A 24,224-nucleotide genomic window follows, 5' to 3' on the forward strand; every position below is an offset into this window, starting at 1 on the left:
CAGGCCCAACAAGGGATTCCGTTGTTGCCTTTTGGTTACTCGACGGAATCTGTCGACCAAAGTGTCGAGAACGGCGGGCAATTGCCGGACGGAGTGTCAGTGGCGCCTGCGAGAGTGACGTGCATGAAAGCGCTTGAGGAACTGAAGGAGCAGGTCAGCGCCATGGAAGCGGGCGGCGACCGGGTCAAATGGCTGCATTTCTGGGGCCATCGCCCGCGCCCCGACGGCGAGTTGGGGGCGAGTTGTCTCAGCCAATGGTGGCCGTCACCGTTCGTGGTCGACGGCGTGCGCTATGCCACGGCCGAGCATTGGATGATGGCCAAAAAGGCGAGGCTTTTCGGGGATCGCGAAGCGGAGGAGGCGGCGCTGGCCGCCCGTACCCCCGCAGAGGCGAAGAAGGCGGGCCGGCTGGTGCGCGGCTTCGACGGCGCCGTCTGGGAGCGGGAGCGCTTCGGCATCGTCGTGGCGGGCAGCACGCACAAGTTCGGCTCGGACCCGGCGCTGCGCGCGTTCCTGGTGGGCACCGGGAAGCGGGTCCTGGTGGAGGCCAGCCCCATGGACCGGATCTGGGGCATCGGCCTGGCCGCCGACGACCCGCGGGCGAGGGACCCGGAGCGGTGGCGGGGGCTGAATCTGCTGGGCTTCGCGCTGATGGAGGCGCGGGAGCGGCTGGGGTGAGACCCCGGACTCCGGACCCCGGACCCCGGATACGGCGACAAACGAGGACGGACGACGACGGACCGACGCGACGACGGACGCGCGGGGCGGGAAGGCCGCCCCGCGCGTCCGTCTGCCGGTCAGTCGGTCGGTCGGTCGGTCGGTCAGTGCGTCGTCGCGTACCGGGGTACGCCGGTGCTCACTGCTCGACCTGGAGCACGACCTCCGACGAGTCCCCCTGCTCCGAGTCGACCTCCGAGAAGTCGTAGGTCGTGAGCGAGAAGATCATCGCGGCCAGGAACAGGGCGCTGAGCAGGGCGCCGATCGAACCGAGCACGATGCCCGCGATCGCCATGCCGCGGTTGGTCGCCTCGCCGCGCTTGGCCTTCTTGAGGCCGATGATGCCGAAGATCAGGGCCAGGATGCCGAGCACGAGGCCGAGGCCCCAGAAGCAGAAGCCCGCGACCGCGATGATGCCGAGCACCATCGAGGCCGTGCCCTGGCCGTTGGACGGAGCGGGCCCCCAGCCGGGCTGGTTGCCGTACGCCGGGTAGCCGGGCGTCGTCCCGTAGCCGGCGCCCGGGTACGTGGGCGGCGGCGCCGGATAGCCGTATCCGGTGGGCGCGCCCGGCGGTGTCGTGCCTCCGGGCGGGGTCGTCCCGGCCGGAGGCGTGGTGGCGGCGGCCGGGTAGCCGTAGCTCCCGCCCGGTGCCACGGGCGGCGGCGGAAGTTCCACCCCCGAGGCCATGGTCTGCTGGTCGTGCACCGACGGCGGGCCGGACACGTCCGGCGCCGGCGGGCCGGATATGTCCTGCGCGGGCGGGCCGGCGGGCTTGTTCAGTTCGACACCGTCGCGGTTCGGCGGAGCCCACGGGTCCACCGGAGTGTCGTTGTTCTCGGACATGGGCCTCCCCCATCGTGGTCCCGTCATGCTACGTGTCCGGCGCTTACGCCCGGGTCGGGCCTACGATGATCCGATGACCGACCTCTCTTCCTTCATCGCCGGGCTCCCGAAGGCCGAGCTGCACGTGCACCACGTGGGCTCCGCCTCGCCCCGGATCGTGGCCGAGCTCGCGGCCCGCCACGCGGACTCCCGGGTCCCGGCGGATCCGGAGGCGCTGCGCGAGTACTTCACGTTCACGGACTTCGCGCACTTCATCGACGTGTACCTGTCGGTGGTGGACCTGGTCCGCACCCCGGAGGACGTCCGGCTGCTGACGTTCGAGGTGGCCCGGGACATGGCGCGGCAGAACATCCGCTACGCGGAGCTGACCATCACCCCGTACAGCTCGGTGCGGCGCGGGATCGACGAGTTCGCGTTCATGGAGGCGATCGAGGACGCCCGCAAGGCGGCCGAGACCGAACTGGGCGTCCTGCTGCGCTGGTGCTTCGACATCCCGGGCGAGGCGGGTCTGGTGTCGGCGGAGGAGACGGCGCGGCTCGCGCTGGACCGGCGGCCGGAGGGCCTGGTGTCCTTCGGGCTCGGCGGCCCGGAGATCGGTGTGCCGCGCCCGCAGTTCAAGCCGTTCTTCGACCGCGCGCGGGCGGAGGGGCTGCGGTCGGTGCCGCACGCGGGCGAGACGACCGGGCCGGAGACGGTCTGGGACGCGGTGCGGCTGCTGGGCGCGGAGCGGATCGGTCACGGTACGAGCGCGGCCCGGGACCCGGAGCTGCTCGCGTATCTGGCGGATCAGCGGATCGCGCTGGAGGTGTGCCCGACGTCGAACATCGCGACGCGCGCCGTGGACCGGATGGAGAACCACCCGCTGCGGCGGATGGTGGACGCCGGGGTGCTCGTCACCATCAACAGCGACGACCCGCCGATGTTCGGTACGGACCTGAACCACGAGTACGCGGTCGCCGCCCGGCTCCTGGAGCTGGACGAGCGGGGGCTCGGCGCGCTGGCGAAGAACGCGGTGGAGGCGTCGTTCCTGGACGAGGCCGGCAAGGCGCGGCTGGCCGGGGAGATCGACACGTACACGGAGACGTGGCTCGCGGGCCGGTAACCGTACGAAGAAGACCAAGGAACACCGAGGAGCACCGAGGAATACCGAGGAGCACTCGGGAAGCGCGGGCCCGTCCGGATCTCCGGGCGGGCCCGTCGCGTCGCCGGGCGGGCCCGCACAATGAGGGGTATGCAGCCCGTCACTGTCGTAGGTCATCGCGGTGATCCGTACCGCGCCCGTGAGAACACCCTCGCCTCGGTCCGCTCCGCCTTCGCCCGCAGCGCGGACACCGTGGAGGTCGATGTCCGGCTGACCCGGGACGGTGTCCCGGTGCTGCTGCACGACACGACCCTGAAGCGGCTGTGGGGGCACGACCGGCCGCTGGACTCGGTCACGGCGGACGAGTTGGCGGAGCTGACCTTCGACGGGGTGCCGACGCTGCGCGAGGCGCTGGCCGCCGCCGGGGAGCGGCGGCTGCTGCTCGATCTGCCGGGCGGCGACGAGCGGACGGTCCGCGCGGTCGCCGGCACGGTCGCCGAGTGCGGGGCGCGCGAGCGGGTGGCGTACTGCGCGGGCGGCGCGGCGATGCTGCGGGTGCGGGCGGTGGAGCCGGGCGCGGAGATCGCGCTGACCTGGAATTCGCTCGCCCCGCCGCGCCCGGTGCTGCTCGACGCGCTGCGTCCGAAATGGCTCAACTACCGTTTCGGGCTGGTCGGTCCGGACTTGGTCGCCCGTGTCCACCGGGACGGACTGCTGGTCTCGGTATGGACCCCGGACACGAAACGGAGCATGCGTAAGCTGATCATGAACGGGGTCGATTCGATCACCACCAATCGGGTCGACGCCCTCGCCGCCGTACTGCGAAAGGGCCGCACATGAACGACAGGATCCGCACCGACATCGCGCACAACGCCCGCGTGTGGAACTACTGGCTGGGCGGCAAGGACAACTATCCGGTGGACCGGGCGGTCGGCGACCAGGTGACGTCGCTGCACCCGAGCATCGGCGCGGTGGCGCGTGCGGACCGGGCGTTCCTGGGGCGGGTGGTGACGCGTCTCGCCGCCGAGGCCGGGGTGCGCCAGTTCCTCGACATCGGCACGGGACTGCCGACCGTCGACAACACCCACGAGGTGGCCCAGCGGGTGGCCCCGGACTCGCGGATCGTCTACGTCGACAACGACCCGATCGTGCTGACGCACGCGCGGGCGCTGCTGACCGGGTCGGCCGAGGGTGCCACGGAGTACGTGGACGCCGACGCCCGCGACCCGCGAGGGATCATCGAGGCGGCGGGCAAGACGCTGGACTTCTCCCGGCCGGTCGCGGTGCTGATGCTGGGCATCCTCAACTTCGTCCCGGACACGGACGAGGCGCGCTCGATCGTGCGGACGGTGATGGCGGCGGTGCCCTCGGGCAGCTATCTCGCGCTGACGCATCCGACGGAGGACCCCGAGGTGGGCGGCGAGGCGAACGCGGCGGCGATGGCGTTCTGGAACGCCAACGCGACCCCGCCGATCAAGGCCCGCGGCCGGGCGGACGTCGCCTCCTTCTTCGAGGGTCTCGACCTGCTGGAGCCGGGCCTGGTGTCGTGCGCGCGCTGGGGCGCGCCGAAGGCGGCGGACGTGGCGCAGTACGGCGCGGTGGGCCGCAAGCCGTAATGCGCGACGGGGGGACGGTACGGATACGGGCCTGGTGGGAGGCGCGGGGCCTGAACGGGATGCGGCGGAGGCTCGCCGCGTGGGGTGCGGCGCATCCGTGGGTGCTGGACGCCGGGATCGCGCTGCTCGTGCAGGCGGCGATGACGATGCCGTTCGTGGTGCCGCGCCCGCCCGAGCTGTCGCCGGCGACCTGGCCGGCGTACGGGCTGACGACGCTGACCGCGGTGCCGCTGATCTGGCGGCGGCGGGCGCCGTTCACGGTGCTCGTCGCGGTGCTTGCGACAAGCGGGCTCTACCGGCTCGCGCTGGAGGGGCCGGGGCAGCCGCTGCCGTACACGGTCCTGGTCTGTCTGTACACGATCGCCATGCTGTCGCCGCCCCGCGTGCGGTACGCGGCAGCGCTGATCGTCACGCTCGCGGTGCCGGTGTCGGTGTGGCTCAACACCCAGGAGCTGCGTGAACTGACCTTCTCCCTCTTCGTGTTCGGCGCGGCTTACGCGTTCGGCCGTCTCGCGGACGCCCGGCAGCGGGAGCAGCGGGCGGCGGCGGAGCGGGCGACCGCCCGTGAACGGGCCCGCATCGCACGGGAGATGCACGACATCCTGTCGCACGCGGTGAGCCTGATGATCGTGCAGGCGGAGGCGGGTCCGGTGGCGGTACGGGTGGCGCCGGAGCGCGCGGAGGCGGCGTTCGAGGCGATCTCGGCGGCGGGCCGGGACGCGATGGTCCAACTGCGAAGCATGCTGGGCGTGTTGCGCGAGGAGGGCCCGCGGGACGGAGCCGCCTCGTCCGCCGTGCCGCCGCGTGCGCCGCAGCCGGGGCTCGGTGAACTGCCGGAGCTGCTCGCGCGGGTACGGGGCGGCGGTCTCGACGTGGGGTACGCGGTGGAGGGCGCCGAGCGGCCGCTGCCGGCGGCGTTGGAGGCGACCGTGTTCCGGATCGTCCAGGAGGCGCTGACCAATGTGGTCAAGCACGCCCGGGCCCGGTCGGTGCGGGTGCGGCTCGATTACGGGCCGAAGGACCTCGCGGTGCGGGTGACGGACGACGGGCGCGGGCCGCGCGGCGGCGAGGCGTCCGGCGGGCACGGCCTGACCGGGGTGCGCGAGCGGGCGGCGGCGCACGGCGGCTGGGCGGCGGCCGGTCCGGGGCCGGACGGGCGGGGGTTCGAGGTGCGGGTGGTTCTTCCTTTGGAGGCGGGATGACGGTCCGGGTGGTGGTGGCGGACGACCAGGAGCTGGTGCGCAGCGGGTTCGCGCTGATCCTCGGCATGCAGGAGGACATCGAGGTCGTCGCGGAGGTCGGGGACGGGGCGGAGGCGCTGGAGGCGGTGCGGCGGCTGCGCCCGGACGTGGCGCTGCTCGACATCCGGATGCCCCGGATGGACGGCATCGAGGCCTGCCGGGCGATCAGCGCGGAGACGGACTGCCGGACGGTGATGCTGACGACCTTCGACACCGACGCGTATGTGTACGAGGCGCTGCACGCGGGGGCCAGCGGGTTCCTGCTGAAGGACGTACGGCGGGACGATCTGGTGCACGCGGTCCGGGTGGTCGCGGCGGGCGAGTCGCTGCTCGCGCCGTCGGTGGCCCGGCGGCTGGTGGAGCAGTACACGGCGGCGGCTCCCCGGCAGGGCGGCCCGGGGCGGGACGACGAGCGCCTGTCGGTGCTGACCGTACGGGAGCGGGAGACGCTGGTGCTGCTCGCGCGGGGGCTGTCGAACGCGGAGATCGCGGCGGAGCTGACGGTCAGCGGCCACACGGTGAAGACGCATGTGGGCCAGGTGCTGGCCAAGTTGGGGCTGCGGGACCGGATCCAGGCGGTGATCTGCGCGTACGAGACGGGCCTGGTCACGGCGGGCGATCCCCCGGTCGGGGGAGGCGGGGGCGCGGGTTCCTCCCCCGGGCGGGCGAGCCGATAGGGCGGTGAGGACCGCCGGTGCGGGCGATCCGCTCGGCGCCGCGGGTCGACAGGATGGAGCCATCGACAACGACGGCTTTCCCTTCAGGAGTTGACCTTCATGCGTGGCATCCGAATCCGCACCCTGCTCACCGCGGCCGTGGCCGTGGGCATCGCGGCCGGCCCGGTGGCCTTCCCCGCCGCGGCCGCCGGCCCGGCTCCCGCCGCCACCGCCCACAGCACCCACAGCACCCACAGCACCCAGGTTTCTGACCCCGCCGGGCCGGTGCTCGCGAAGGTGATCGCCGGACTGCCGTCGAAGGACGCGACGGCCGCACTGGTCCGGGTCGGCGGCACCGAGGGTGTCTGGCGGGGCTCGGCGGGGGTCCACGACCTGGAGTCGGGCCGCCCGGCCGATCCGGACGCCCGCTTCCGGGCCGGCTCGGTGACGAAGGTGTTCACGGCGGCGGTGGTCCTCCAGCTGGCGTCCGAGGGCCGGATCGATCTGGACCGCCCGGCCCGCGCGTACCTCCCGGACCTGATCCCCGCGAGCTACGGGACGGTGACGGTACGTCAGCTCCTCAACCACACCCATGGCATCCCGGCGGCCCAGACGCCCGGCGACACCGTCGAGGAGTGGTACGAGAACCGGATGGAGATCCGCGACCCGCGCGCCATGGTGCGGTCGGCGACCTCGCAGCCGCGCGAGTTCGCGCCCGGCACGGAGCAGCACTACCTGAACATCGGCTACACGATCGCCGCCCTGATCGTGGAGCGGGTGACGGGCGACTCGTACGAGCACCAGCTGAAGACCCGTGTCCTGCACCCGCTCGGCCTGCGGAACACCTACTCCCCGGGCACCAGCCCGCTGATCAAGGGGCCGCACAACCACGGTTACCAGACGATGCGTCTGGAGGACGGGACCGAGAGACTGCGGGACGTGACGGTGTGGAGCCCGACGGACGGCTGGGCGGCCGGGGACCTGATCTCGACGACGGCCGATCTGGAGCGTTTCACCCGGGCCCTGTTCGCGGGCCGGGTGGTGCGCGGGCCGCTCCTGGAGGAGATGTTCACCCTGCCGAAGGTGGCGGACCACACGTCCGGCGAGCCGGCGGCGTTCTCCGCCGGCCTGTCGATGAAGGTCCTGGGCGGGCGCGAGGTGTGGGGCAAGACCGGTGGCCGCTGGGGCTACAACACGGCCATCGCCTCGACCCGCGACGGCGCGCGGACCCTGGTCTACAGCGTCAACTCCACGGACGCGAAGGGCCAGGACATGAACCGGGTGGCGATGGGCCTCATGCTGGCGACGTTCGGTGCGCCGTCGTCGTGACGGCGGGGCCGGTCAGTGCTTCGAGGCGCTTGATCTGGCGGCGTACGACGAGCAGCGGCAGGATGCCGAACACGCCGAACGCCATGTCGATGACCGACCACCAGAAGGGGATGCCGCGGACCGGTCCGCAGATCAGGGCGAGCGGGATGACGCCGACGCAGGCGATCATGCCGAACTCGATGATCCAGATGTTGCGGACGGGGTCGCGGTAGGGGCCGTAGAAGGCGACGGCGATGACGAGGTGGGCGAAGGCCAGCCAGTCGGTGCCGTACAGCATGTAGGGGGCTTCGGCGTCGGTTCCCTCGATGCCCGTGCGGACCCGGGCGATCCACTCGGCGAGACCGGGGAAGGCGTCGCCGAGCGGAGCGGCCCAGGAGGCCAACGCCTCGTCGACCAGGCGGAGTTCGGTGACCAGCGGGAACGCGGTGGCCCCGCTGAGCACCAGACAGACGATGAAGACGACCAGCCAGACGCGAATGCGCGTGAGAAGGGCCCGAGGCCCGTTCGTGTCGCTCATGAAGGCAGCGTACGCCTCTCATGAACATGTTCAAAAGTGGGTGGCGATCTTCCGTCCCACGGTGTGCGGGACGGCGGTCGCGCACCGGGCGATCACCCCGTGCCGCGACTCACGGCGCCCCGCGCATCCCCCGCTCCAGAGCCGCCCCACCGGACGCGACCACGACCGGCCATCCGCTCGACTCCCGTATGTCCGCCGTGACTTGGGCGGCGGCGCTCGCCCGGTGGACGAGGAACGGGCCGCCGGGCACGACCAGGACGGCGCCCAGGCGGTCGAGGAGTACGGAGAGCAGGTCCATGACGCCGGCGCCGCCGAACCGGTGGAAGGTGACGCAGTCGGCGCGCACCGCCACCTCGGCCTTCCCGCCGCCCGATGTCCGGACGACGAGCGACTCGCCGTCCCGGGCCACCGTGCACGGGTCGAGCACCTCGCGCACGACGGCCCGGTCGAGCGGCACGGCCCCGCCGTCCGCGAGGCGCATGACGAAGACCTCGAAGCTCACAGCCCGACGATCGAGTTCCACCGCTTGGCGAACACGGCCCGCTCCTCGGCGGTGATGTCCCGGGCGATCGCCAGCCGCTTGCGCATCGCGTCGTCGGGGAAGATCAGCGGGTCCTCGGCGAGCGCGGCCAGTTCCTCGTCGCCGGAGTCGGCGAGGACGTCCCGGGCGGCGGGCACGGGGCACACGTAGTTGACCCAGGAGGCCAGTTCGGCGGCGACCTCGGGCTCGTAGTAGTAGTCGATCAGCGCCTCGGCGTTGGCCTTGTGCTGCGCCAGGTTGGGGATCATCATCGACTCCGCCCACAGTTCGGCGCCCTCCTCGGGCACGACGAACTCGATGTCGGGGTTGTCGGCCTGGAGCTGGATGATGTCGCCGGAGTAGGCCTGGCAGGCGAGTACGTCGCCGGTCGACAGGTCCTTGATGTAGTCGTTGCCGGTGAAGCGCCGGATGTGCTTCGTGTGGACGAGCTTCTCGATGCGGTCGCACAGCCGGTCGAAGTCGGCGCCGGTCCAGCGGGTGACGTCGGCTCCGTCGCCCAGCATGAGCAGCGCGAAGGACTCGTCGAGCCCGGACAGCAGGGTGACCTTGCCGCGCAGGTCGGGCGCCCACAGGTCCTGGGTGGAACGTATCTCCCGGCCGAGCTTCCTGCGGTTGTACGCGATGCCGGTGATCCCGGACTGCCAGGGCACCGAGTGGGTACGGCCCTGGTCGAAGGCGGGCGTGCGCAGCAGCGGGTCCAGGTACTTCGCGACGTTGGGCTGCTTCGCCCGGTCCATCTCCTGGACCCAGCCGAGGCGGACGAAGCGGGCGGCCATCCAGTCGCTGATGACGACGATGTCGCGGCCGGTCTCCTGGTGGTTCATCAGCGCGGGGCTGATCTTGCCGAAGAACTCGTCGTTGTCGTTGATCTCCTCCTTGTACTGGACGGAGATCCCGGTGCGCTTGGCGAAGGCGTCCAGGGTGGGCCGCTTCGACGTGTTCTTGTCGTCGGTGTCGATGTAGAGGGGCCAGTTGGCGAAGGTCAGCACCCGGTCCCGGGCGGACAGGTCGCGTCCGGCCCGGTCGGCCGGTGCGACGTACGCCGGAGGCACTCCGCAGCCGGCGAGGAGCGCCGCGGCGCCGGTACCGCCGATCCCCCGCAGCAGGGCGCGGCGGGGCATGGTCTTCCTGAGGGTCGCTGTCACGCGGACAGCTTCACGGCGGGTGCCGAGGCGGGGCAATGGACGCTCCGTCGACTCGAAGGGCGCGGCCCCGACACCCTGTCGATCAGGGTGTCGGGGCCGCGGGGGCAGAGATCCCCAGGCGGGGCCTGGGGAGGGGTGGTCGGCTCAGCCGAGCGACGTCATGACGTGCTTGATGCGCGTGTAGTCGTCGAAGCCGTAGGCCGACAGGTCCTTACCGTAACCGGACTTCTTGAATCCGCCGTGCGGCATCTCGGCGACGAGCGGGATGTGGGTGTTGATCCACACACAGCCGAAGTCGAGCGCCTTGGACATGCGCATGGCGCGCGCGTGGTCCTTGGTCCACACGGAGGAGGCCAGGGCGTACTCGACGCCGTTGGCGAACTCCAGGGCCTGGGCCTCGTCGGTGAAGGACTGGACCGTGATGACCGGGCCGAAGACCTCGTTCTGGACGATCTCGTCGTCCTGCTTGAGGCCGGAGACGACGGTCGGGGCGAAGAAGTAGCCCTTGTCGCCGACCCGGTGGCCGCCCGCCTCGACCTTGGCGTGGGCGGGGAGGCGCTCGATGAAGCCGCTGACCTGCTTCAGCTGGTTCGCGTTGTTCAGCGGGCCGTAGAGCACGTCCTCGTCGTCCGGCTGGCCGGTCTTCGTCTCGGCGGCGGCCTTGGCGAGGGCGGCGACGAACTCGTCGTGGATGGACTCGTGGACGAGCACGCGGGTGGCGGCGGTGCAGTCCTGGCCGGCGTTGAAGAAGCCGGCGACGGAGATGTCCTCGACGGCCTTGGCGATGTCGGTGTCCTCGAAGACCACGACCGGGGCCTTGCCGCCCAGCTCCAGGTGGACGCGCTTGACGTCCTTGGCCGCCGACTCGGCGACCTGCATGCCGGCCCGGACCGAGCCGGTGATGGAGGCCATCGCCGGGGTCGGGTGCTCGACCATGGCGCGGCCGGTCTCGCGGTCGCCGCAGACGACGTTGAAGACGCCCTTGGGCACGATCTGCCCGATGATCTCGGCGATGAGGACCGTCGAGGCGGGAGTGGTGTCCGAGGGCTTGAGGACGACCGTGTTGCCCGCGGCGAGCGCCGGGGCGAACTTCCACACGGCCATCATCATCGGGTAGTTCCACGGCGCGACCTGCGCGCAGACGCCGACCGGCTCGCGGCGGATGATGGAGGTCATGCCCTCCATGTACTCGCCGGCGGAGCGGCCCTCCAGCATCCGGGCGGCACCCGCGAAGAAGCGGATCTGGTCCACCATCGGCGGTACTTCTTCGCTCGCGGTGAGGGCGACCGGCTTGCCGGTGTTCTCGACCTCGGCGGCGACGAGTTCGTCGGCCCGCTCCTCGAAGGCGTCCGCGATCTTCAGCAGGACCTTCTGGCGCTCGGCGGGCGTGGTGTCGCGCCAGGCGGGGAAGGCGGCCGCGGCGGCCTCCATGGCGGCGTCGACGTCGGCCTGGCCGGACAGCGGGGAGGTGGCGTACACCTCGCCGGTGGCGGGGTTGGTCACCTCGATGGTGCGGCCGTCCGCCGCGTCCCGGAACTCCCCGTTGATGTAGTTACGCAGCCGGCGCAGCTCGGTGGTCACTGGCCACCCCTCCTGTCACGTTCCGTACCCCGCACGCCTTCGTGCGGTGTCCCGTTGGGCGGGATGGACGAAGCCTAGTCGGTCCACTGTCGCTTTCAACAGACCCAACGCCCAGTACCTACGGATTCAGTGCCCGATGACCCTCAAGACAACGAATTTCATCAGTTTGGGGTTGCCAGACCGCGCGGTTCGGTGCACAGTGAGGACGTGGCCAGTCGTAGCGCAGACTCGAGAACCGGAACCGGTTCGTCCCCGACGATCGATGCCGTCTCCCTGGCGATCATCGAACAGCTCCAGGAGGACGGCCGCCGTCCGTACGCCGCCATAGGCAAGGCCGTGGGCCTGTCCGAGGCCGCCGTACGGCAGCGCGTTCAGAAGCTGCTCGACCAGAACGTCATGCAGATCGTCGCCGTCACCGACCCGCTCACCGTGGGATTCCGGCGGCAGGCGATGGTCGGCGTGCACGTCGAGGGTGACCTTGATCCGGTTGCCGAGGCGCTGACGGCCATGGCCGAATGCCAGTACGTGGTGATGACCGCGGGCTCGTTCGACCTGATGGTGGAGATCGTCTGCGAGGACGACGACCACCTCCTGGATGTGATCAACAGACGCATCCGCACCCTCCCCGGGGTGCGCTCCACCGAGAGCTTCGTCTACCTGAAGCTCAAGAAGCAGACCTATATGTGGGGAACCCGATAGCCGTGAGCAACTCCCGCAGCGACCTCTCCAAGTCCGCCTACGACCACCTGTGGATGCACTTCACCCGCATGTCGTCGTACGAGAACAACCCCGTCCCCACCATCGTCCGCGGTGAGGGCACCTACATCTTCGACGACAAGGGCAAGAAGTACCTCGACGGCCTCGCCGGCCTGTTCGTGGTGCAGGCCGGCCACGGCCGCAAGGAGCTGGCCGAGGTCGCGCGCAAGCAGGCCGAGGAGCTCGCGTTCTTCCCGGTGTGGTCGTACGCCCACCCCAAGGCCGTCGAGCTGGCCGAGCGCCTCGCCCACGAGGCCCCGGGCGACCTCAACAAGGTCTTCTTCACCACCGGTGGCGGCGAGGCCGTCGAGACCGCGTGGAAGCTCGCCAAGCAGTACTTCAAGCTGATGGGCAAGCCCACCAAGTACAAGGTCATCTCGCGTGCGGTCGCCTACCACGGCACCCCGCAGGGCGCCCTGTCCATCACCGGTCTGCCCGGCCTGAAGGCCCCCTTCGAGCCGCTGGTCCCCGGCGCGCACAAGGTGCCGAACACCAACATCTACCGCGCGCCGCTGTTCGGCGACGACCCGGAGGCCTTCGGCCGCTGGGCCGCCGACCAGATCGAGCAGGAGATCCTGTTCGAGGGCCCCGACACCGTCGCCGCCGTCTTCCTGGAGCCGGTGCAGAACGCCGGCGGCTGCTTCCCGCCGCCGCCCGGGTACTTCCAGCGGGTCCGCGAGATCTGCGACAAGTACGACGTGCTGCTCGTCTCCGACGAGGTCATCTGCGCCTTCGGCCGCCTCGGCACCACCTTCGCCTGCGACAAGTTCGGCTACGTGCCGGACATGATCACCTGCGCGAAGGGCATGACCTCGGGCTACTCCCCGATCGGCGCGTGCATCGTCTCCGACCGGCTCGCCGAGCCGTTCTACAAGGGCGACAACACCTTCCTGCACGGCTACACCTTCGGCGGCCACCCGGTCTCCGCCGCGGTCGGCCTCGCCAACCTCGACCTGTTCGAGCGGGAGAAGCTGAACCAGCACGTCCTCGACAACGAGGGCAACTTCCTCTCCACGCTGCAGAAGCTGCACGACCTGCCGATCGTCGGCGACGTCCGCGGCAACGGCTTCTTCTACGGCATCGAGCTGGTGAAGGACAAGAACACCAAGGAGTCCTTCAACGCGGAGGAGACCGAGCGCGTCCTGTACGGCTTCCTCTCCAAGGCGCTCTTCGAGAACGGTCTGTACTGCCGTGCCGACGACCGAGGCGACCCGGTCATCCAGCTGGCCCCGCCGCTCATCTCGGACCAGTCGACGTTCGACGAGATCGAGCAGATCCTCCGCGCCACGCTGACGGAGGCCTGGACCAAGCTGTAAGCGAAGGTCCCGGACCGGGCTCGCCTCGGTCCCACGCGCGCCACGCCGCCCTCACGGCGTGACACCCCGGCCCGGACCTGCCGCCATCCGAGTGGATGACGGCGGGTCCGGGCCGTGTGCTGTCCGTACCACCCGATCCCAGTCCCTACGGTGCGAAGCGGTGCCCTGGCCCGGGGCCCGGCCCCGGGGTGCTCCCCACCCCGGTGACCCACCGGCCCGCCCGGTCGTTCCCCGTACCGGGGGGGTGCCCACCCACGGCACCGACCGGCGCAGACCGGCACCGACTGGCTCCGACATCGAGGTGTACACGATGGCCCCACCGGACAACGACGTGCTCTGGGCGCGTTCCCTGCGCTGCACCCTGGGCGGCCGCCAGGGCGCGACCGATGTGCTCACCGGCGTCAGCGTCAACGTGCGCGAGGGCGAGATCCTCGCCGTCGTCGGACCGCGCGGCAGCGGCAAGACCACCCTGCTGCGCTGCCTGTCCGGGCAGCAGGTCGCCCAGGAGGGCGAGGTCTGGTTCAACAGCGTGCCCGTGCACACCATGAACCGGGTCCAGCGCGACCTGCTCCACCGGGACCGCTTCGGCTGGATCGGCACCGAACCCGGCCTGGTGCCCGAACTCACCGCCTGGGAGAACACCGCCCTGCCGCTGATGCTGCGCGGTGTCCCCCGCCGCGCCGCCAAGACCGCCGCGGCCGAATGGCTGGAGCGCCTCGACATCGGCGCCTCGGCCCGCAGCCGTCCGCACGCCCTCACTCCCGCGCAGTGCCAGCGGATCGCCACCGCCCGGGCCCTGATCACCACCCCCGACGTGCTGTTCGCGGACGAGCCGACCGCCACCCTGTACAGCGGCGACGCCGCACAGGTGCTGCGCACCCTCACCGCCGCGGCCCGCACACACGGCATCACCGTGCTCCTGGCGACCCACGACCTCGGCGTCGCCGCCCTCGCCGACCGTACGATCGCGCTCCGCGACGGACGACGCGTCGGCACCCCGGCACCGGCCAACGGGGCGGAGGGCGTCACCGCGTGCTCGCTCTCCGTCTAGTCCGCGGGGCCCACCCGCTCGTCCAGCTGCGCCGTCTGCTGGTCGCCACCGCCGCCGCGGGCGTCGGTTTCCTGCTGCTGTGCGCCCTCGGGTACGCGGTCGGCCACCCCGCCCGCTCCTCGGACGCCGCGCTGCGGCTGCTGTGGTGCCTGCCGCCGCTCGTCGCCACCACGCAGCTGGCGGTGGCCGTGGCCCGTACCGACCCGAGCACCCGGCCCCGGCCCGGCCTGTCCGCGATCGGTCTCGGCCCCGGCCGGCTCACCGCGGTCGCCGCCACCTCCACGGCCGTCTCCTGCACCCTCGGCTCCCTGCTGGCCCTCCTCCTGTTCCTGCATCTGCGCGGCGACATCACCGGCCTCCCCTTCGACGGCGCCGCGTCCGGACTGCTCGCCGCGGGCAAACCGATGCCACTGGCCGCCACGCTCACCCTGCTCGCCCTCGTCCCCCTCACCGCCGCCACCGCGGCCGGACTCGCGCTCCGCCCGAACCGGCCCGCGCCCCCCGCCACCGGCCGCTCCGCCACCGCCGGGCTGCCCTGGGGCGTGGCGCTGCTCACCGGTGGACTCGCCGTGGAGACCTACGCGGCGCGCGGCGAGGACGGTGGTGTGTTCATCGGATGGTTCCTCACGGCGATCGGCCTGGCCATGACGGGCCCCGCACTCGTCCACGGGTGCGGCCGGCTGCTCCAGACGCTCCGTCCGGGCGCGCTGCGGCTGCTCGCCGGACGCGTCCTGATGACCGAGGCCCACCGCATCGGCCGCCCGCTCGGAATCCTGAGCGCGGTCGGCTCGGCCGGGGTGGCGGCGGCCGCGTACTACGGAGGGGCGGTCTTCGGCCCGCTCACCTGGCTGGGCGCGGTGCTGGTCGTCGGCTGCACCACGGCGACCCTGGTGACCGCGGCCCTCGAATCCCGCCGCTCCCGCGCCCGCACCACCGCCGCCCTGCTCCGCCTCGGCGCCCCGGCCTCGATGCTGCGGACGACGGCGCTGCTGCGGGCGGGCGTGCTGCTCGCGGTCTTCGTCCCGCTGACGTGGGTGGTGGGGACGCTGGCGGCGGCGCCGCTGCGGCGGTAGCGGGCACGGCTCCGACCATGGAAAATCCCGCGCGGGCCCGGGCCCGCGCGGGGCAGAATCCACGGCGATGGATGTGTTCGAGTGTACGAAGTGCGGGGCCGCGCTGACGGCGCCGGTCGCACGGGTCCCGCTTCCGCCGGAGGCCCATGGCGGTTACGGGCACGATGCCATGCCGCCGCTGATGGAGCCGGGGACGTACGCCGTGGATCCCCTGCCGTCGGGCTTTCCCTACCGTCTCTGGGCGGACGTCGAGAAGGCGGATGCCGAGGCCCAGGGGGTCTTCGCGCCGGTCCGCTCGGTGTCGTTCGGCCCGGCGGGCCGGATCCTGATCGCGCCGGGCGACACCCGCGGCACCGTGCTGATACCCGAGCACTCCGGCGACTCGTGCCTGGGGATGTGCGCCGGGGAGAAGCCGAACATGGCGTGCGCCGCGTGCGGATCCCTGGTGGCGTCCCGGGAGGACGACTGCGGGATGTGGCAGGCGGTCTGGATGGAGCCGGACGCGGTACGCCGGGTGCCGACCGGACGCCCCGCCCCGGCCCCCGTCTTCATCCCCCTCCCGCCGGAGAGCCCCGGCGGCGGGTGGAGCGACCGCTGGTCGGGCGCGGCGGGAGCGGCGCTCGCCCATCTGCTGGCCGCCTCCGGGGGTGACCGGGTGGAACTGCCGGGCGGGTACGCCGAGCTGATGTTCGCGCGAGTGGTCGAGGCGTTGCTCCCGTCGGACGGGCCCGCGCGCCGGGTGGGGGTGGCCGGACCGGGAGTGCCGGCCGACGGGAACCTGGACATCGCGCTCGTCCCGGCCGGCGCGCCCGACGCCGCCGGCGGCGCGCTGCCCGTACCGCTGCCCGACGGGGTCTGGGCCTGCCTCGCGCTGCCGGGGGAGACCTCACCGCTGCCCGCGACGGGCGTCCTGCCGGGCGGGGTGCTGCGGGACGACTACCCCGTGCCCGACCGCCCCGGGTGGCTCTTCGCCATCGACTACCGCGTGTTCTTTCGCACGCTGTCCCGGCTGCCGGAGGTCCGGCAGCCGTGGCTGCGCGCGCTGTACGACGAGCTTCGGTCGACGCACCCCTGGTGGTGGTAGCGCCCGGTGGCCGGCCGTCACCCGCCGAGAATCACCACGTCCTCCGCCTCGAACACCACGCCCGTCTCCGCGCCTTGGTCCGGCGCGTCCCGCAGGCCGAACTCGGCCTCCAGCGGCGGGCCTTCGGTCGGCCGGAGGGTGACGGCGACCCGGGTGCCCCGGAAGGTGCGGGCGGTGACCCGGCAGGCGAGGCCGTCGCCGGGCGGGGCGAGGCGGACGCCGGCGGGGCGGACGAGGAGGTGCCGTTCGCCCTGCGGGGAGCCGTCGGGGACGGGGATCTTGCCCCAGACGGTGTCGGCGGCGGCGCCGGTGACCGTGGCGGGGACGATGTTGTCGAAGCCGAGGAAGCGGGCGACGAACTCGTCCGCCGGCGCCCGCCATACGTCGAGCGGGGTGCCGGACTGGGCGATCCGTCCGTCGCGCATGACGACGATCCGGTCGGCGAGCGCGAACGCCTCGCCCTGGTCGTGGGTGACGGCGAGCACGGTCGTCCCCAACGTACCGAAGAGCGCGCGCAGTTCGACGACCAGCCGTTCGCGCAGACCTCGGTCGAGCTGGCCGAGCGGTTCGTCGAGCATGAGCAGCCGAGGGCGGGGCGCGAGGGCGCGGGCGAGGGCCACGCGCTGCTGTTCGCCACCGGAGAGCGCGGACACAGCACGCCGACCGGCGCCGGGCAGACCGACGAGGTCGAGCAACTCCTCGACCCGGGCGGCCTGTTCACCCTTCGCCACCCCGCGCATCCGCAGCCCGAAGGCGACGTTGCCGGCGACGTCGCGCTGCGGGAACAGCTGGTGGTCCTGGAACATCAGGCCCACACCGCGCCGGTGCGTGGGCACCGCCGTCTGGTCGACGCCGCCGAGCAGGACCCGCCCGCCGTCCAGCGGCTGGAGTCCGGCGACGGCCCGCAGCAGCGTCGACTTGCCGCTGCCGCTGGGCCCGAGCACACACACGATCTCGTGCTCGGCGACCTCCAGGTCGACCGCGTCGAGGACGGCCCGGCCGCCGAACCGTACCGTCGCACCGGCGAGCGTCAGCATCAGAACTCCCCCGTCGTCCGGTCGGAGCGCAGCCGTTCGAGCAGCAGCAGGGACACCGCGCACACCACCATCAGGATCGTCGAAAGGGCCATGGCCTGGCCGTAGTTGAGGTCGCCGGGCCGGCCGAGCAGCCGGGCCACGGCGACCGGCAGGGTCGGGTTGTCGGGGCGGGCGATGAACACCGTCGCGCCGAACTCGCCGAGCGACACCGCGAACGCGAACCCGGCGGCGATCAGCAGCGCCCGCCGCACCAGCGGCAGATCGACCTCGCGCCACGCCCGCCACGGCGACGCCCCGAGCACGGCGGCGGCCTCCCGCAGCCGGTCGTCCACGGCCCGCAGCACCGGCAGCATGATCCGTACGACGAACGGCACCCCGACCAGCGCCTGCGCGAGCGGGACGAGGATCCAGCTGGCCCGCAGATCCAGCGGCGGCTCGTCCAGGGTGATGAGGAACCCGAAGCCGACGGTCACGGCGGACACCCCGAGAGGCAGCATCAGCAGCGCGTCGAAGCCGCGCACCAGGCGCCCGGAGCCGCGCCGGGTGAGCGCGGCGGCGGCGAGACCGCCGATGGCGACGGCGATCGCGGTCGCGGCGAGCGCGTACTGGAGGGAGTTGACGAGAGTGTCGGTCATCGGCACGAGGAAGGTGCCGCTGTCGTCGACGGACTGCAGCGCCCGGTAGTAGTCGAGCCCGTACCCGTCCGGGGTGGCGAAGGAACGCTCGACGAGAACGGCGAGCGGGGCGAGGATCAGCAGCGCCACCGACAGCAGGACGCCGCCGAGCAGCGCCCGCTGCCCGGCGCCGCGCGGCCGGCGCGCGGTCCGCTCCGCCGGGACCAGCCGCAGCGCGGTCTCCCGGCGCCGCACCATCCGGGCGTGCACGGCGAGGATCGTGCCGACGGCCGCGAACTGCACGAGGGTGAGGACGGCGGCCGTGGACAGCTGGAGCCGGTCGGCGGTCTGCCGGTAGATCTCGGTCTCCAGCGTCGAGTACGCGGGGCCGCCGAGGATCTGCACGATGCCGAAGGAACTCGCCGTGAACAGGAACACCATGAGCGCGGCGGAGGCGACGGCCGGTCCGAGCGCGGGCAGGGTCACCCTCCGCCAGGCCCCGAACCGGGACGCGCCGAGAACCCGCGCGGCCTCCTCCTGGCGCGGGTCGAGCTGCGCCCACAGACCGCCGACGGTGCGGACGACGACCGCGTAGTTGAAGAAGACATGGGCGAGGAGGATCGCCCACACCCCGTTGTCGAGCCGCAGGCCCCACAGCTCGTCGAGCAGTCCGCGCCGGCCGGCCAGAGCGAGGAACGCCGTCCCCACCATCACGGTCGGCAGCACGAACGGCACGGTGACGACGGCGCGCAGCAGCCGTTTGCCGGGGAATTCGAGCCGTGCGAACACATACGCGCCGGGCAGCGCGACGAGCAGGGTGAGCGCCGTGGAGGCGACGGCCTGCCACAGCGTGAACCACAGCACGTCGAGGATCTCCGGCCGGGTCAGCGTCTCGCCGAACCCGCCGAACGCCCACGCGCCGTCCGGCCGGAGCCCGCGCCCCACGATGGAGGCGACGGGCCAGGCGAAGAACAGCGCGAAGAACGCGACGGGCAGCAGCATCAGCCCGAGCCGCGCCGCGTTGCCCCCACCGCCCCCGCGCCCCGGGCTCGCCGGGGCGGTGGGGGTGACCGGAATCTCCGGGGCCGCCGGAGCCTCGGAGGCCGCCTGGCTCTCCGGGCTCTCCGGGCTCATCGGCCTCTCCGGGGTTACTTCAGGACGAGCGAGGTCCACTGCTGAATCCACGGGTCGCGGTGGTCGGCGATCTTCTTCGGGTCCATCGTCTCCGGCTTGTCGACGACCGCGCCGTGCTCAGTGAACAGGGCGGGCAGCGTCGCGTCCTTGGCGACCGGGTTGACGAACATCTGGAGCGGCATGTCGTCCTGGAACTTCTTCGAGATCAGGAAGTCGAGGAGCGCCTTGCCGCCCTCCGGGTTCCGCGCCCCCTGGAGCAGACCCGCGAACTCGGTCTGCCTAAAGCAGGTGCCGGTGGACACCCCGGTCGGCGCGGTCTTCGGCCGCGGGTCGGCGTACAGCACCTCGACCGGCGGGGAGGAGGCGTAGGAGACGACGAGCGGGCGGTCGCCCTTGGCCTTCTTGCCGCCGGCGGAGCCGGAGAACTCCTGGTTGTAGGCGAGCTCCCAGCTGTCGACCGTCTTCACGCCGTTGGCCTTGAGCTTCTTCCAGTAGTCGGCCCAGCCGTCGTCGCCGTAGCGGGCGGCGGTGCCGAGCAGGAAGCCGAGGCCCGGGGAGGACCGCTCGGGGTTCTCGATCACCAGCAGATCCTTGTACGCGGGCTTCGCCAGGTCGTCGAAGGTCTGCGGCGGCGCGAGCTTGCGGCCCTCGAAGTACGCCTTGTCGTAGTTGACGCAGACGTCGCCGGTGTCGATCGGGGTGACCCGGTGCTCCGCCTTGTCGAGCTGGAGCGCGTCGGGAATCCGGTCCAGGCCCTTGGCCTCGTACGGGGTGAAGATGCCGTTGTCGAGGGCGCGGGACAGCAGGGTGTTGTCGACGCCGAAGAAGACGTCGCCCTGCGGGGAGCCCTTGGTCAGGATCTCCTTGTTGACGGCCGCGCCGGCGTCGCCGCTCTTGAGGACCTTGACCGTGTAGCCGGTCTGCTTCGTGAACGCGGCGAGCACCTCCTTGGAGGCGCTGAAGGAGTCGTGGCTGACGAGCGTGACGGTCTTGCCGGCCGTACCGGCCCCGTCCTCGGTGGTGTTCCCGCCGCACGCGGCGAGGGTGGTGACCCCGAGCGCGCTCACGAGCGCGACGACGGCCGGCTTCCGGCTGCTCATCTTGGTGTGCACTGGTTTTCCTCCTGGGTGTGACCAGGAAGAGACGCGGCCCTGCCCGCTCCGGGGATCCGGGCGCGGGCAGGGCGCAACAGCTCGAGTCTCGTCCGAACTTCCTACCCAGAATGACCTGGGCGAGGTTCAGAGGGTCTGCGGTCCCCCGGCCGTCGGCCGGTCACCGCACTCTCAGCGCTGTGGCGCTCCCCTGTCGGAATATGCAGATGTGTTCGAACCCAGCGTACTAGGCACGTTCCCCGCCGGGGCGGGAACCCGGACATGAGCCCGAGCCGGAATCCGGACCGGGGTTCGGACCTGGGGACCTGGACCCTGGCGGCCCGCGCGGGGGCTCAGCGCTCGGAGGCGGCGAGCTGCCCGCAGGCGCCGTCGATCTCCTGGCCGCGGGTGTCGCGGACGGTGACCGGCACGCCGTGGGCGGCGATGGCCTCGACGAAGGCCCTCTCGTCCTCGGGGCGGGACGCGGTCCACTTCGAGCCCGGCGTCGGGTTCAGCGGGATGAGGTTGACGTGCACCCGCTTGCCCTTGAGCAGCCGGCCCAGCAGGTCGCCGCGCCACGCCTGGTCGTTGATGTCGCGGATCAGCGCGTACTCGATGGAGATCCGGCGGCCGGACTTCTCCGCGTACTCCCAGGCCGCGTCGAGGACCTCGCGGACCTTCCAGCGGGTGTTGACGGGGACGAGGGTGTCGCGCAGCTCGTCGTCGGGCGCGTGCAGCGACACCGCGAGGCGGCACTTGAAGCCCTCGTCGGCGAAGCGGTGCATCGCCGGGACGAGACCGACGGTGGAGACGGTGATGCCGCGCTGCGACAGGCCGAGGCCGTCGGGCTCGGGGTCGGTGAGCCGGCGGATGGCGCCGACGACCCGCTTGTAGTTGGCGAGCGGCTCGCCCATGCCCATGAAGACGATGTTGGACAGCCGGGCCGGTCCGCCGGGGACCTCGCCGTCGCGCAGGGCGCGCATGCCGTCGACGATCTGGTGGACGATCTCCGCGGTCGACAGGTTGCGGTCGAGTCCGGCCTGGCCGGTGGCGCAGAACGGGCAGTTCATGCCGCAGCCGGCCTGCGAGGAGATGCACATGGTGACCCGGTCCGGGTAGCGCATCAGGACCGACTCGACGAGGGTGCCGTCGTGCAGCCGCCACAGGGTCTTGCGGGTGGTGTCGTCGTCGCAGGAGACGTGCCGGACCACCGACATCAGGTCGGGCAGCAGCTCCCCGGCCAGCTTCTCGCGGGAGGCGGCGGGGATGTCGGTCCACTCGGCCGGGTCGTGCGCGTACCGGGCGAAGTAGTGGGTGGACAGCTGCTTGGCGCGGAACGGCTTCTCGCCGATCGCGGCGACCGCTTCCTTGCGCTCGGCGGGCGACAGGTCGGCGAGATGCCGCGGGGGCTGCTTGGCCCCGCGGGGGGCGGTGAAGGTCAGTTCTCCGGGAAGTGGACGGGCCACGGCGGGCGTCTCCTCAAGACGACGAGGTCCGACGTCCCCACGGTGGCGGGGAGTACGAAGGGCCCGCGGCGACACGCCACAGGCCCTTCCAGCGTACCGCTGTCGTCCGTCAGCCGGTGCCCACGAAGAGCGCGAGCAGCAGCCACACCACCGGCGCCGACGGCAGGAGCGAGTCCAGCCGGTCCATGATGCCGCCGTGCCCGGGGAGCAGGGTGCCCATGTCCTTGATACCGAGGTCCCGCTTGATCATCGACTCGCCGAGGTCGCCGAGCGTGGCGCTGGCCGCGACCGCGAGGCCGAGCAGCAGGCCCTGCCACCAGACGCCGCCGTCGATGAGGAACTCCATGCACAGCGCGCCCGCCGCCATCGTGAAGCCGATGGCACCGGCCAGGCCCTCGCGGGTCTTGCCGGGGCTGATGCGCGGGGCGAGCTTGTTCTTGCCGAAGCGCCAGCCGACCGCGTACGCGCCGGTGTCGCTGACCACGGTGAGCAGCAGGAAGGTCAGCACCCGCCACGGGCCGTCGTCCGGGGTGAGCAGCATCGTCACGAACGTGGCCAGGAAGGGCACGTAGAACAGGGCGAAGACGCCCGCCGTGACGTCCTTCAGATAGCCCTCGGGCGGTTCGGTCATCCGCCAGACGAGGACGGCGAGCGCCGTGAGGGCGGTCGCCACCCAGGCGCCTTCGGCACCCCGCACGTATCCGGCGACCACCATGGCGGCGCCGCCGACGGCGAGCGGGATCAGCGGGGCCTTGATCTCCTTGCGTTCCTTCAGCCGGGAGGTCAGTTCCCACAGGCCGACGACGACCGCCAGGGCGACGACGCCGACGAAGACCGGCTTCCAGATGAAGAGGGAGGCGATGATGACGGCGCCGAGGCCGACGCCGACTCCTATCGCCGCGCCCAGGTCACGGCCCGCGCTCTTCTTCTGCCGCGGCTGCCGCCGGGGCGGGGGCGTGGCCGCCGGCGGCTGGGAGGGGCTGGACATGGGCTCCTGCGGGTGCTCGTGCGCCGGCGGCGTCTGGTCGTGGAACGCGGGCTGGTGGAACCCCGGCTCTCCGGGATCCGGCTCGGGCGGCGACGCGTGCGCGTAGGCCGGTGCCGGCTGCGCCGGATCGTACCGGTGTCCCGGCGCGTGGCCGGGCCCGGGTCCGTATCCGGGGCCGTATCCGGTGCCGTATCCCGGTCCGGGGACGTACCCCGACTCCTGGCCGTGGCTCCGTCCGTGACCATGACCATGACCGTAGTCGTGGTCCGAGCCGTGGCTCTGGTCCTGGCCGTAGCCGTGGGCCATGGCCTGGCCGTGGCGCTGTTCCGGTGCCCGGCCCGTTCCCTGGGCGGGTCCGTACGCCGGCCCCGGTCCCGTTCCCCGAATGACCCCCGGCTCCTCGGGGAACGCCGGACTCCCGGGGAATCCGGCTCCCTGCGGGAGACCGTGGCCGTGCGGAGCGGCGGGGGCCGCGTACGGGTGATCGGCCGCCGGGGGACCGCTCGGGTGAGCGGTCCCCCGGCCGTGAACGTCCTGGTCGTCGCCGGCGGGCGCCCCCGACACGACGGGCAGCTGCCGCGTCCGTGTCGTCGGGTGCGCCTCGTGGGCGTGGGCGGGACCCGCCGGGGCAGGCCCCTGGCCGGGCCCCGGTCGGCCGTATCCGGCCGGGGCCCTCCAGGATGAGTCGTTCACATCAGACCTCGAGGAGCTCGGCTTCCTTGTGCTTGAGCAGCTCGTCGACCTGCGCGACGTACTTCGCGGTGGTGTCGTCGAGCTCCTTCTCCGCGCGGCGGCCGTCGTCCTCGCCGACCTCGCCGTCCTTGACGAGCTTGTCGATCGTCTCCTTGGCCTTGCGGCGCACGGAGCGGATGGAGATCTTGGAGTCCTCGGCCTTGCCCTTGGCGACCTTGATGAACTCCTTGCGGCGCTCCTGCGTCAGCTCCGGGAAGACCACACGGATGATGCTGCCGTCGTTGCTCGGGTTGACGCCGAGGTCCGAGTCGCGGATGGCCTGCTCGATGTTGCGCAGCGCGCTCTTGTCGAACGGGGTCACCACGGCCATGCGCGGCTCCGGCACCGAGAACGACGCCAGCTGATTGATCGGGGTGATGGCACCGTAGTAGTCGGCCACGATCTTGTTGAACATCGCCGGGTGCGCACGGCCGGTGCGGATCGCGGCGAAGTCCTCCTTGGCGACCACGACGGCCTTCTCCATCTTTTCCTCGGCCTCGAGGAGGGTCTCTTCGATCACCACTTGCTCCTGCGTGTCGTCGCGTTGTGTCCTGCACGGTGTACGACCGGCAGGGCTCTGTCCATCCCCCTCGCGGGGACCGTCCCCCTCATGG

General features: G+C 72.0%; 23 protein-coding genes and 1 riboswitch. Of the genes, 12 read left to right on the forward strand and 11 right to left on the reverse strand.

All coding sequences use genetic code 11. The features are described 5' to 3' along the window. Positions 1 to 123 precede the first annotated feature (123 nt). Entirely contained in the window at positions 124 to 678 is a 555-nt protein-coding gene (locus ABZ990_RS03505; protein ID WP_361224600.1) for an NADAR family protein, read from the forward strand. Between the two features lie 178 nt (positions 679 to 856). Here the strand turns inward: ABZ990_RS03505 and ABZ990_RS03510 are convergent, their stop codons facing one another. After that, positions 857 to 1,561, reverse strand: coding sequence for a DUF4190 domain-containing protein (locus ABZ990_RS03510; protein WP_361224602.1), 705 nt, complete (start codon positions 1,559 to 1,561; stop codon positions 857 to 859). Positions 1,562 to 1,634: 73 nt separating this feature from the next. On the opposite strand from ABZ990_RS03510, the gene ABZ990_RS03515 reads away from it, so the two are divergent. The 6 genes from ABZ990_RS03515 (at position 1,635) to ABZ990_RS03540 (ending at position 7,484) form a co-directional block, all read left to right on the forward strand. Next, a complete protein-coding gene (locus tag ABZ990_RS03515) occupies positions 1,635 to 2,663 on the forward strand; it encodes an adenosine deaminase (protein ID WP_361224605.1) in 1,029 nt (342 codons plus the stop codon). 129 nt (positions 2,664 to 2,792) lie between these two features. Continuing rightward, positions 2,793 to 3,482, forward strand: a complete 690-nt coding sequence (locus ABZ990_RS03520) for a glycerophosphodiester phosphodiesterase (protein ID WP_361224608.1) — start codon at positions 2,793 to 2,795, stop codon at positions 3,480 to 3,482. After that, positions 3,479 to 4,258 (forward strand): SAM-dependent methyltransferase, encoded by a 780-nt coding sequence (locus ABZ990_RS03525; protein WP_361224611.1) that lies wholly within the window; start codon positions 3,479 to 3,481, stop codon positions 4,256 to 4,258. Before ABZ990_RS03520 ends, ABZ990_RS03525 begins: the two co-directional genes overlap by 4 nt. Positions 4,259 to 4,317: 59 nt before the next feature. Further along, entirely contained in the window at positions 4,318 to 5,460 is a 1,143-nt protein-coding gene (locus ABZ990_RS03530; protein WP_361225060.1) for a histidine kinase, read from the forward strand. Continuing rightward, complete coding sequence (locus ABZ990_RS03535; RefSeq protein WP_361224614.1) at positions 5,457 to 6,176, forward strand: response regulator transcription factor; 720 nt, start codon at positions 5,457 to 5,459, stop codon at positions 6,174 to 6,176. Before ABZ990_RS03530 ends, ABZ990_RS03535 begins: the two co-directional genes overlap by 4 nt. A gap of 99 nt (positions 6,177 to 6,275) precedes the next feature. Next, the gene (locus ABZ990_RS03540) at positions 6,276 to 7,484 is read left to right on the forward strand and encodes a serine hydrolase domain-containing protein (protein WP_361224617.1); all 1,209 of its coding nucleotides are present in this window, start codon (positions 6,276 to 6,278) and stop codon (positions 7,482 to 7,484) included. Here the strand turns inward: ABZ990_RS03540 and ABZ990_RS03545 are convergent. The 4 genes from ABZ990_RS03545 to ABZ990_RS03560 all read right to left on the reverse strand — a co-directional run bounded on the left by ABZ990_RS03545 (position 7,450) and on the right by ABZ990_RS03560 (position 11,268). Then, the gene (locus ABZ990_RS03545; protein ID WP_361224620.1) at positions 7,450 to 8,001 is read right to left on the reverse strand and encodes a hypothetical protein; all 552 of its coding nucleotides are present in this window, start codon (positions 7,999 to 8,001) and stop codon (positions 7,450 to 7,452) included. The genes ABZ990_RS03540 and ABZ990_RS03545 overlap by 35 nt on opposite strands. A gap of 109 nt (positions 8,002 to 8,110) precedes the next feature. Then, positions 8,111 to 8,503 (reverse strand): hypothetical protein, encoded by a 393-nt coding sequence (locus tag ABZ990_RS03550; RefSeq protein WP_361224622.1) that lies wholly within the window; start codon positions 8,501 to 8,503, stop codon positions 8,111 to 8,113. Further along, the gene (locus ABZ990_RS03555) at positions 8,500 to 9,663 is read right to left on the reverse strand and encodes a spermidine/putrescine ABC transporter substrate-binding protein (protein WP_361225062.1); all 1,164 of its coding nucleotides are present in this window, start codon (positions 9,661 to 9,663) and stop codon (positions 8,500 to 8,502) included. The genes ABZ990_RS03550 and ABZ990_RS03555 overlap by 4 nt, the downstream gene beginning before the upstream one ends. 168 nt (positions 9,664 to 9,831) lie before the next feature. Beyond that, positions 9,832 to 11,268: a gamma-aminobutyraldehyde dehydrogenase gene (locus tag ABZ990_RS03560; RefSeq protein WP_361224624.1), complete on the reverse strand. Its 1,437-nt coding sequence runs from the start codon at positions 11,266 to 11,268 to the stop codon at positions 9,832 to 9,834. Positions 11,269 to 11,460: 192 nt separating this feature from the next. Here ABZ990_RS03560 and ABZ990_RS03565 point away from each other — a divergent pair, with 192 nt between their 5' ends. From ABZ990_RS03565 to ABZ990_RS03585, 5 genes are all read left to right on the forward strand, one after another. Continuing rightward, a complete protein-coding gene (locus ABZ990_RS03565; protein WP_361225065.1) occupies positions 11,461 to 11,967 on the forward strand; it encodes an Lrp/AsnC family transcriptional regulator in 507 nt (168 codons plus the stop codon). Beyond that, positions 11,952 to 13,340, forward strand: coding sequence for an aspartate aminotransferase family protein (locus ABZ990_RS03570; RefSeq protein ID WP_361224627.1), 1,389 nt, complete (start codon positions 11,952 to 11,954; stop codon positions 13,338 to 13,340). Before ABZ990_RS03565 ends, ABZ990_RS03570 begins: the two co-directional genes overlap by 16 nt. 310 nt (positions 13,341 to 13,650) lie before the next feature. Next, the gene (locus ABZ990_RS03575; RefSeq protein ID WP_361224629.1) at positions 13,651 to 14,391 is read left to right on the forward strand and encodes an ATP-binding cassette domain-containing protein; all 741 of its coding nucleotides are present in this window, start codon (positions 13,651 to 13,653) and stop codon (positions 14,389 to 14,391) included. Then, positions 14,373 to 15,464 carry a hypothetical protein gene (locus ABZ990_RS03580; protein ID WP_361224632.1) on the forward strand — a complete coding sequence of 364 codons (1,092 nt, stop codon included), beginning with the start codon at positions 14,373 to 14,375 and terminating at the stop codon, positions 15,462 to 15,464. The genes ABZ990_RS03575 and ABZ990_RS03580 overlap by 19 nt, the downstream gene beginning before the upstream one ends. 67 nt (positions 15,465 to 15,531) lie before the next feature. Then, positions 15,532 to 16,548, forward strand: a complete 1,017-nt coding sequence (locus ABZ990_RS03585) for a hypothetical protein (RefSeq protein ID WP_361224635.1) — start codon at positions 15,532 to 15,534, stop codon at positions 16,546 to 16,548. A gap of 17 nt (positions 16,549 to 16,565) precedes the next feature. Here the strand turns inward: ABZ990_RS03585 and ABZ990_RS03590 are convergent, their stop codons facing one another. From ABZ990_RS03590 to frr, 6 genes are all read right to left on the reverse strand, one after another. Continuing rightward, the gene (locus ABZ990_RS03590; RefSeq protein ID WP_361224638.1) at positions 16,566 to 17,585 is read right to left on the reverse strand and encodes an ABC transporter ATP-binding protein; all 1,020 of its coding nucleotides are present in this window, start codon (positions 17,583 to 17,585) and stop codon (positions 16,566 to 16,568) included. Beyond that, entirely contained in the window at positions 17,585 to 19,201 is a 1,617-nt protein-coding gene (locus ABZ990_RS03595; RefSeq protein ID WP_361225068.1) for an iron ABC transporter permease, read from the reverse strand. Before ABZ990_RS03595 ends, ABZ990_RS03590 begins: the two co-directional genes overlap by 1 nt. A 146-nt stretch (positions 19,202 to 19,347) precedes the next feature. Further along, positions 19,348 to 20,433 carry a thiamine ABC transporter substrate-binding protein gene (locus tag ABZ990_RS03600; protein ID WP_361225071.1) on the reverse strand — a complete coding sequence of 362 codons (1,086 nt, stop codon included), beginning with the start codon at positions 20,431 to 20,433 and terminating at the stop codon, positions 19,348 to 19,350. Positions 20,434 to 20,525: 92 nt separating this feature from the next. Continuing rightward, positions 20,526 to 20,647: riboswitch (TPP riboswitch) on the reverse strand. Between the two features lie 130 nt (positions 20,648 to 20,777). Continuing rightward, complete coding sequence (rlmN, locus tag ABZ990_RS03605; RefSeq protein WP_361224641.1) at positions 20,778 to 21,890, reverse strand: 23S rRNA (adenine(2503)-C(2))-methyltransferase RlmN; 1,113 nt, start codon at positions 21,888 to 21,890, stop codon at positions 20,778 to 20,780. A 109-nt stretch (positions 21,891 to 21,999) separates the two neighbouring features. Then, complete coding sequence (locus ABZ990_RS03610; protein ID WP_361224644.1) at positions 22,000 to 23,184, reverse strand: phosphatidate cytidylyltransferase; 1,185 nt, start codon at positions 23,182 to 23,184, stop codon at positions 22,000 to 22,002. A 388-nt stretch (positions 23,185 to 23,572) separates the two neighbouring features. After that, positions 23,573 to 24,130 carry a ribosome recycling factor gene (gene frr / locus ABZ990_RS03615; RefSeq protein WP_361224647.1) on the reverse strand — a complete coding sequence of 186 codons (558 nt, stop codon included), beginning with the start codon at positions 24,128 to 24,130 and terminating at the stop codon, positions 23,573 to 23,575. Between the last annotated feature and the right edge of the window lie 94 nt (positions 24,131 to 24,224).

Source organism: Streptomyces sp. NPDC046203, from assembly GCF_040646255.1.
Taxonomy (GTDB): domain Bacteria; phylum Actinomycetota; class Actinomycetes; order Streptomycetales; family Streptomycetaceae; genus Streptomyces.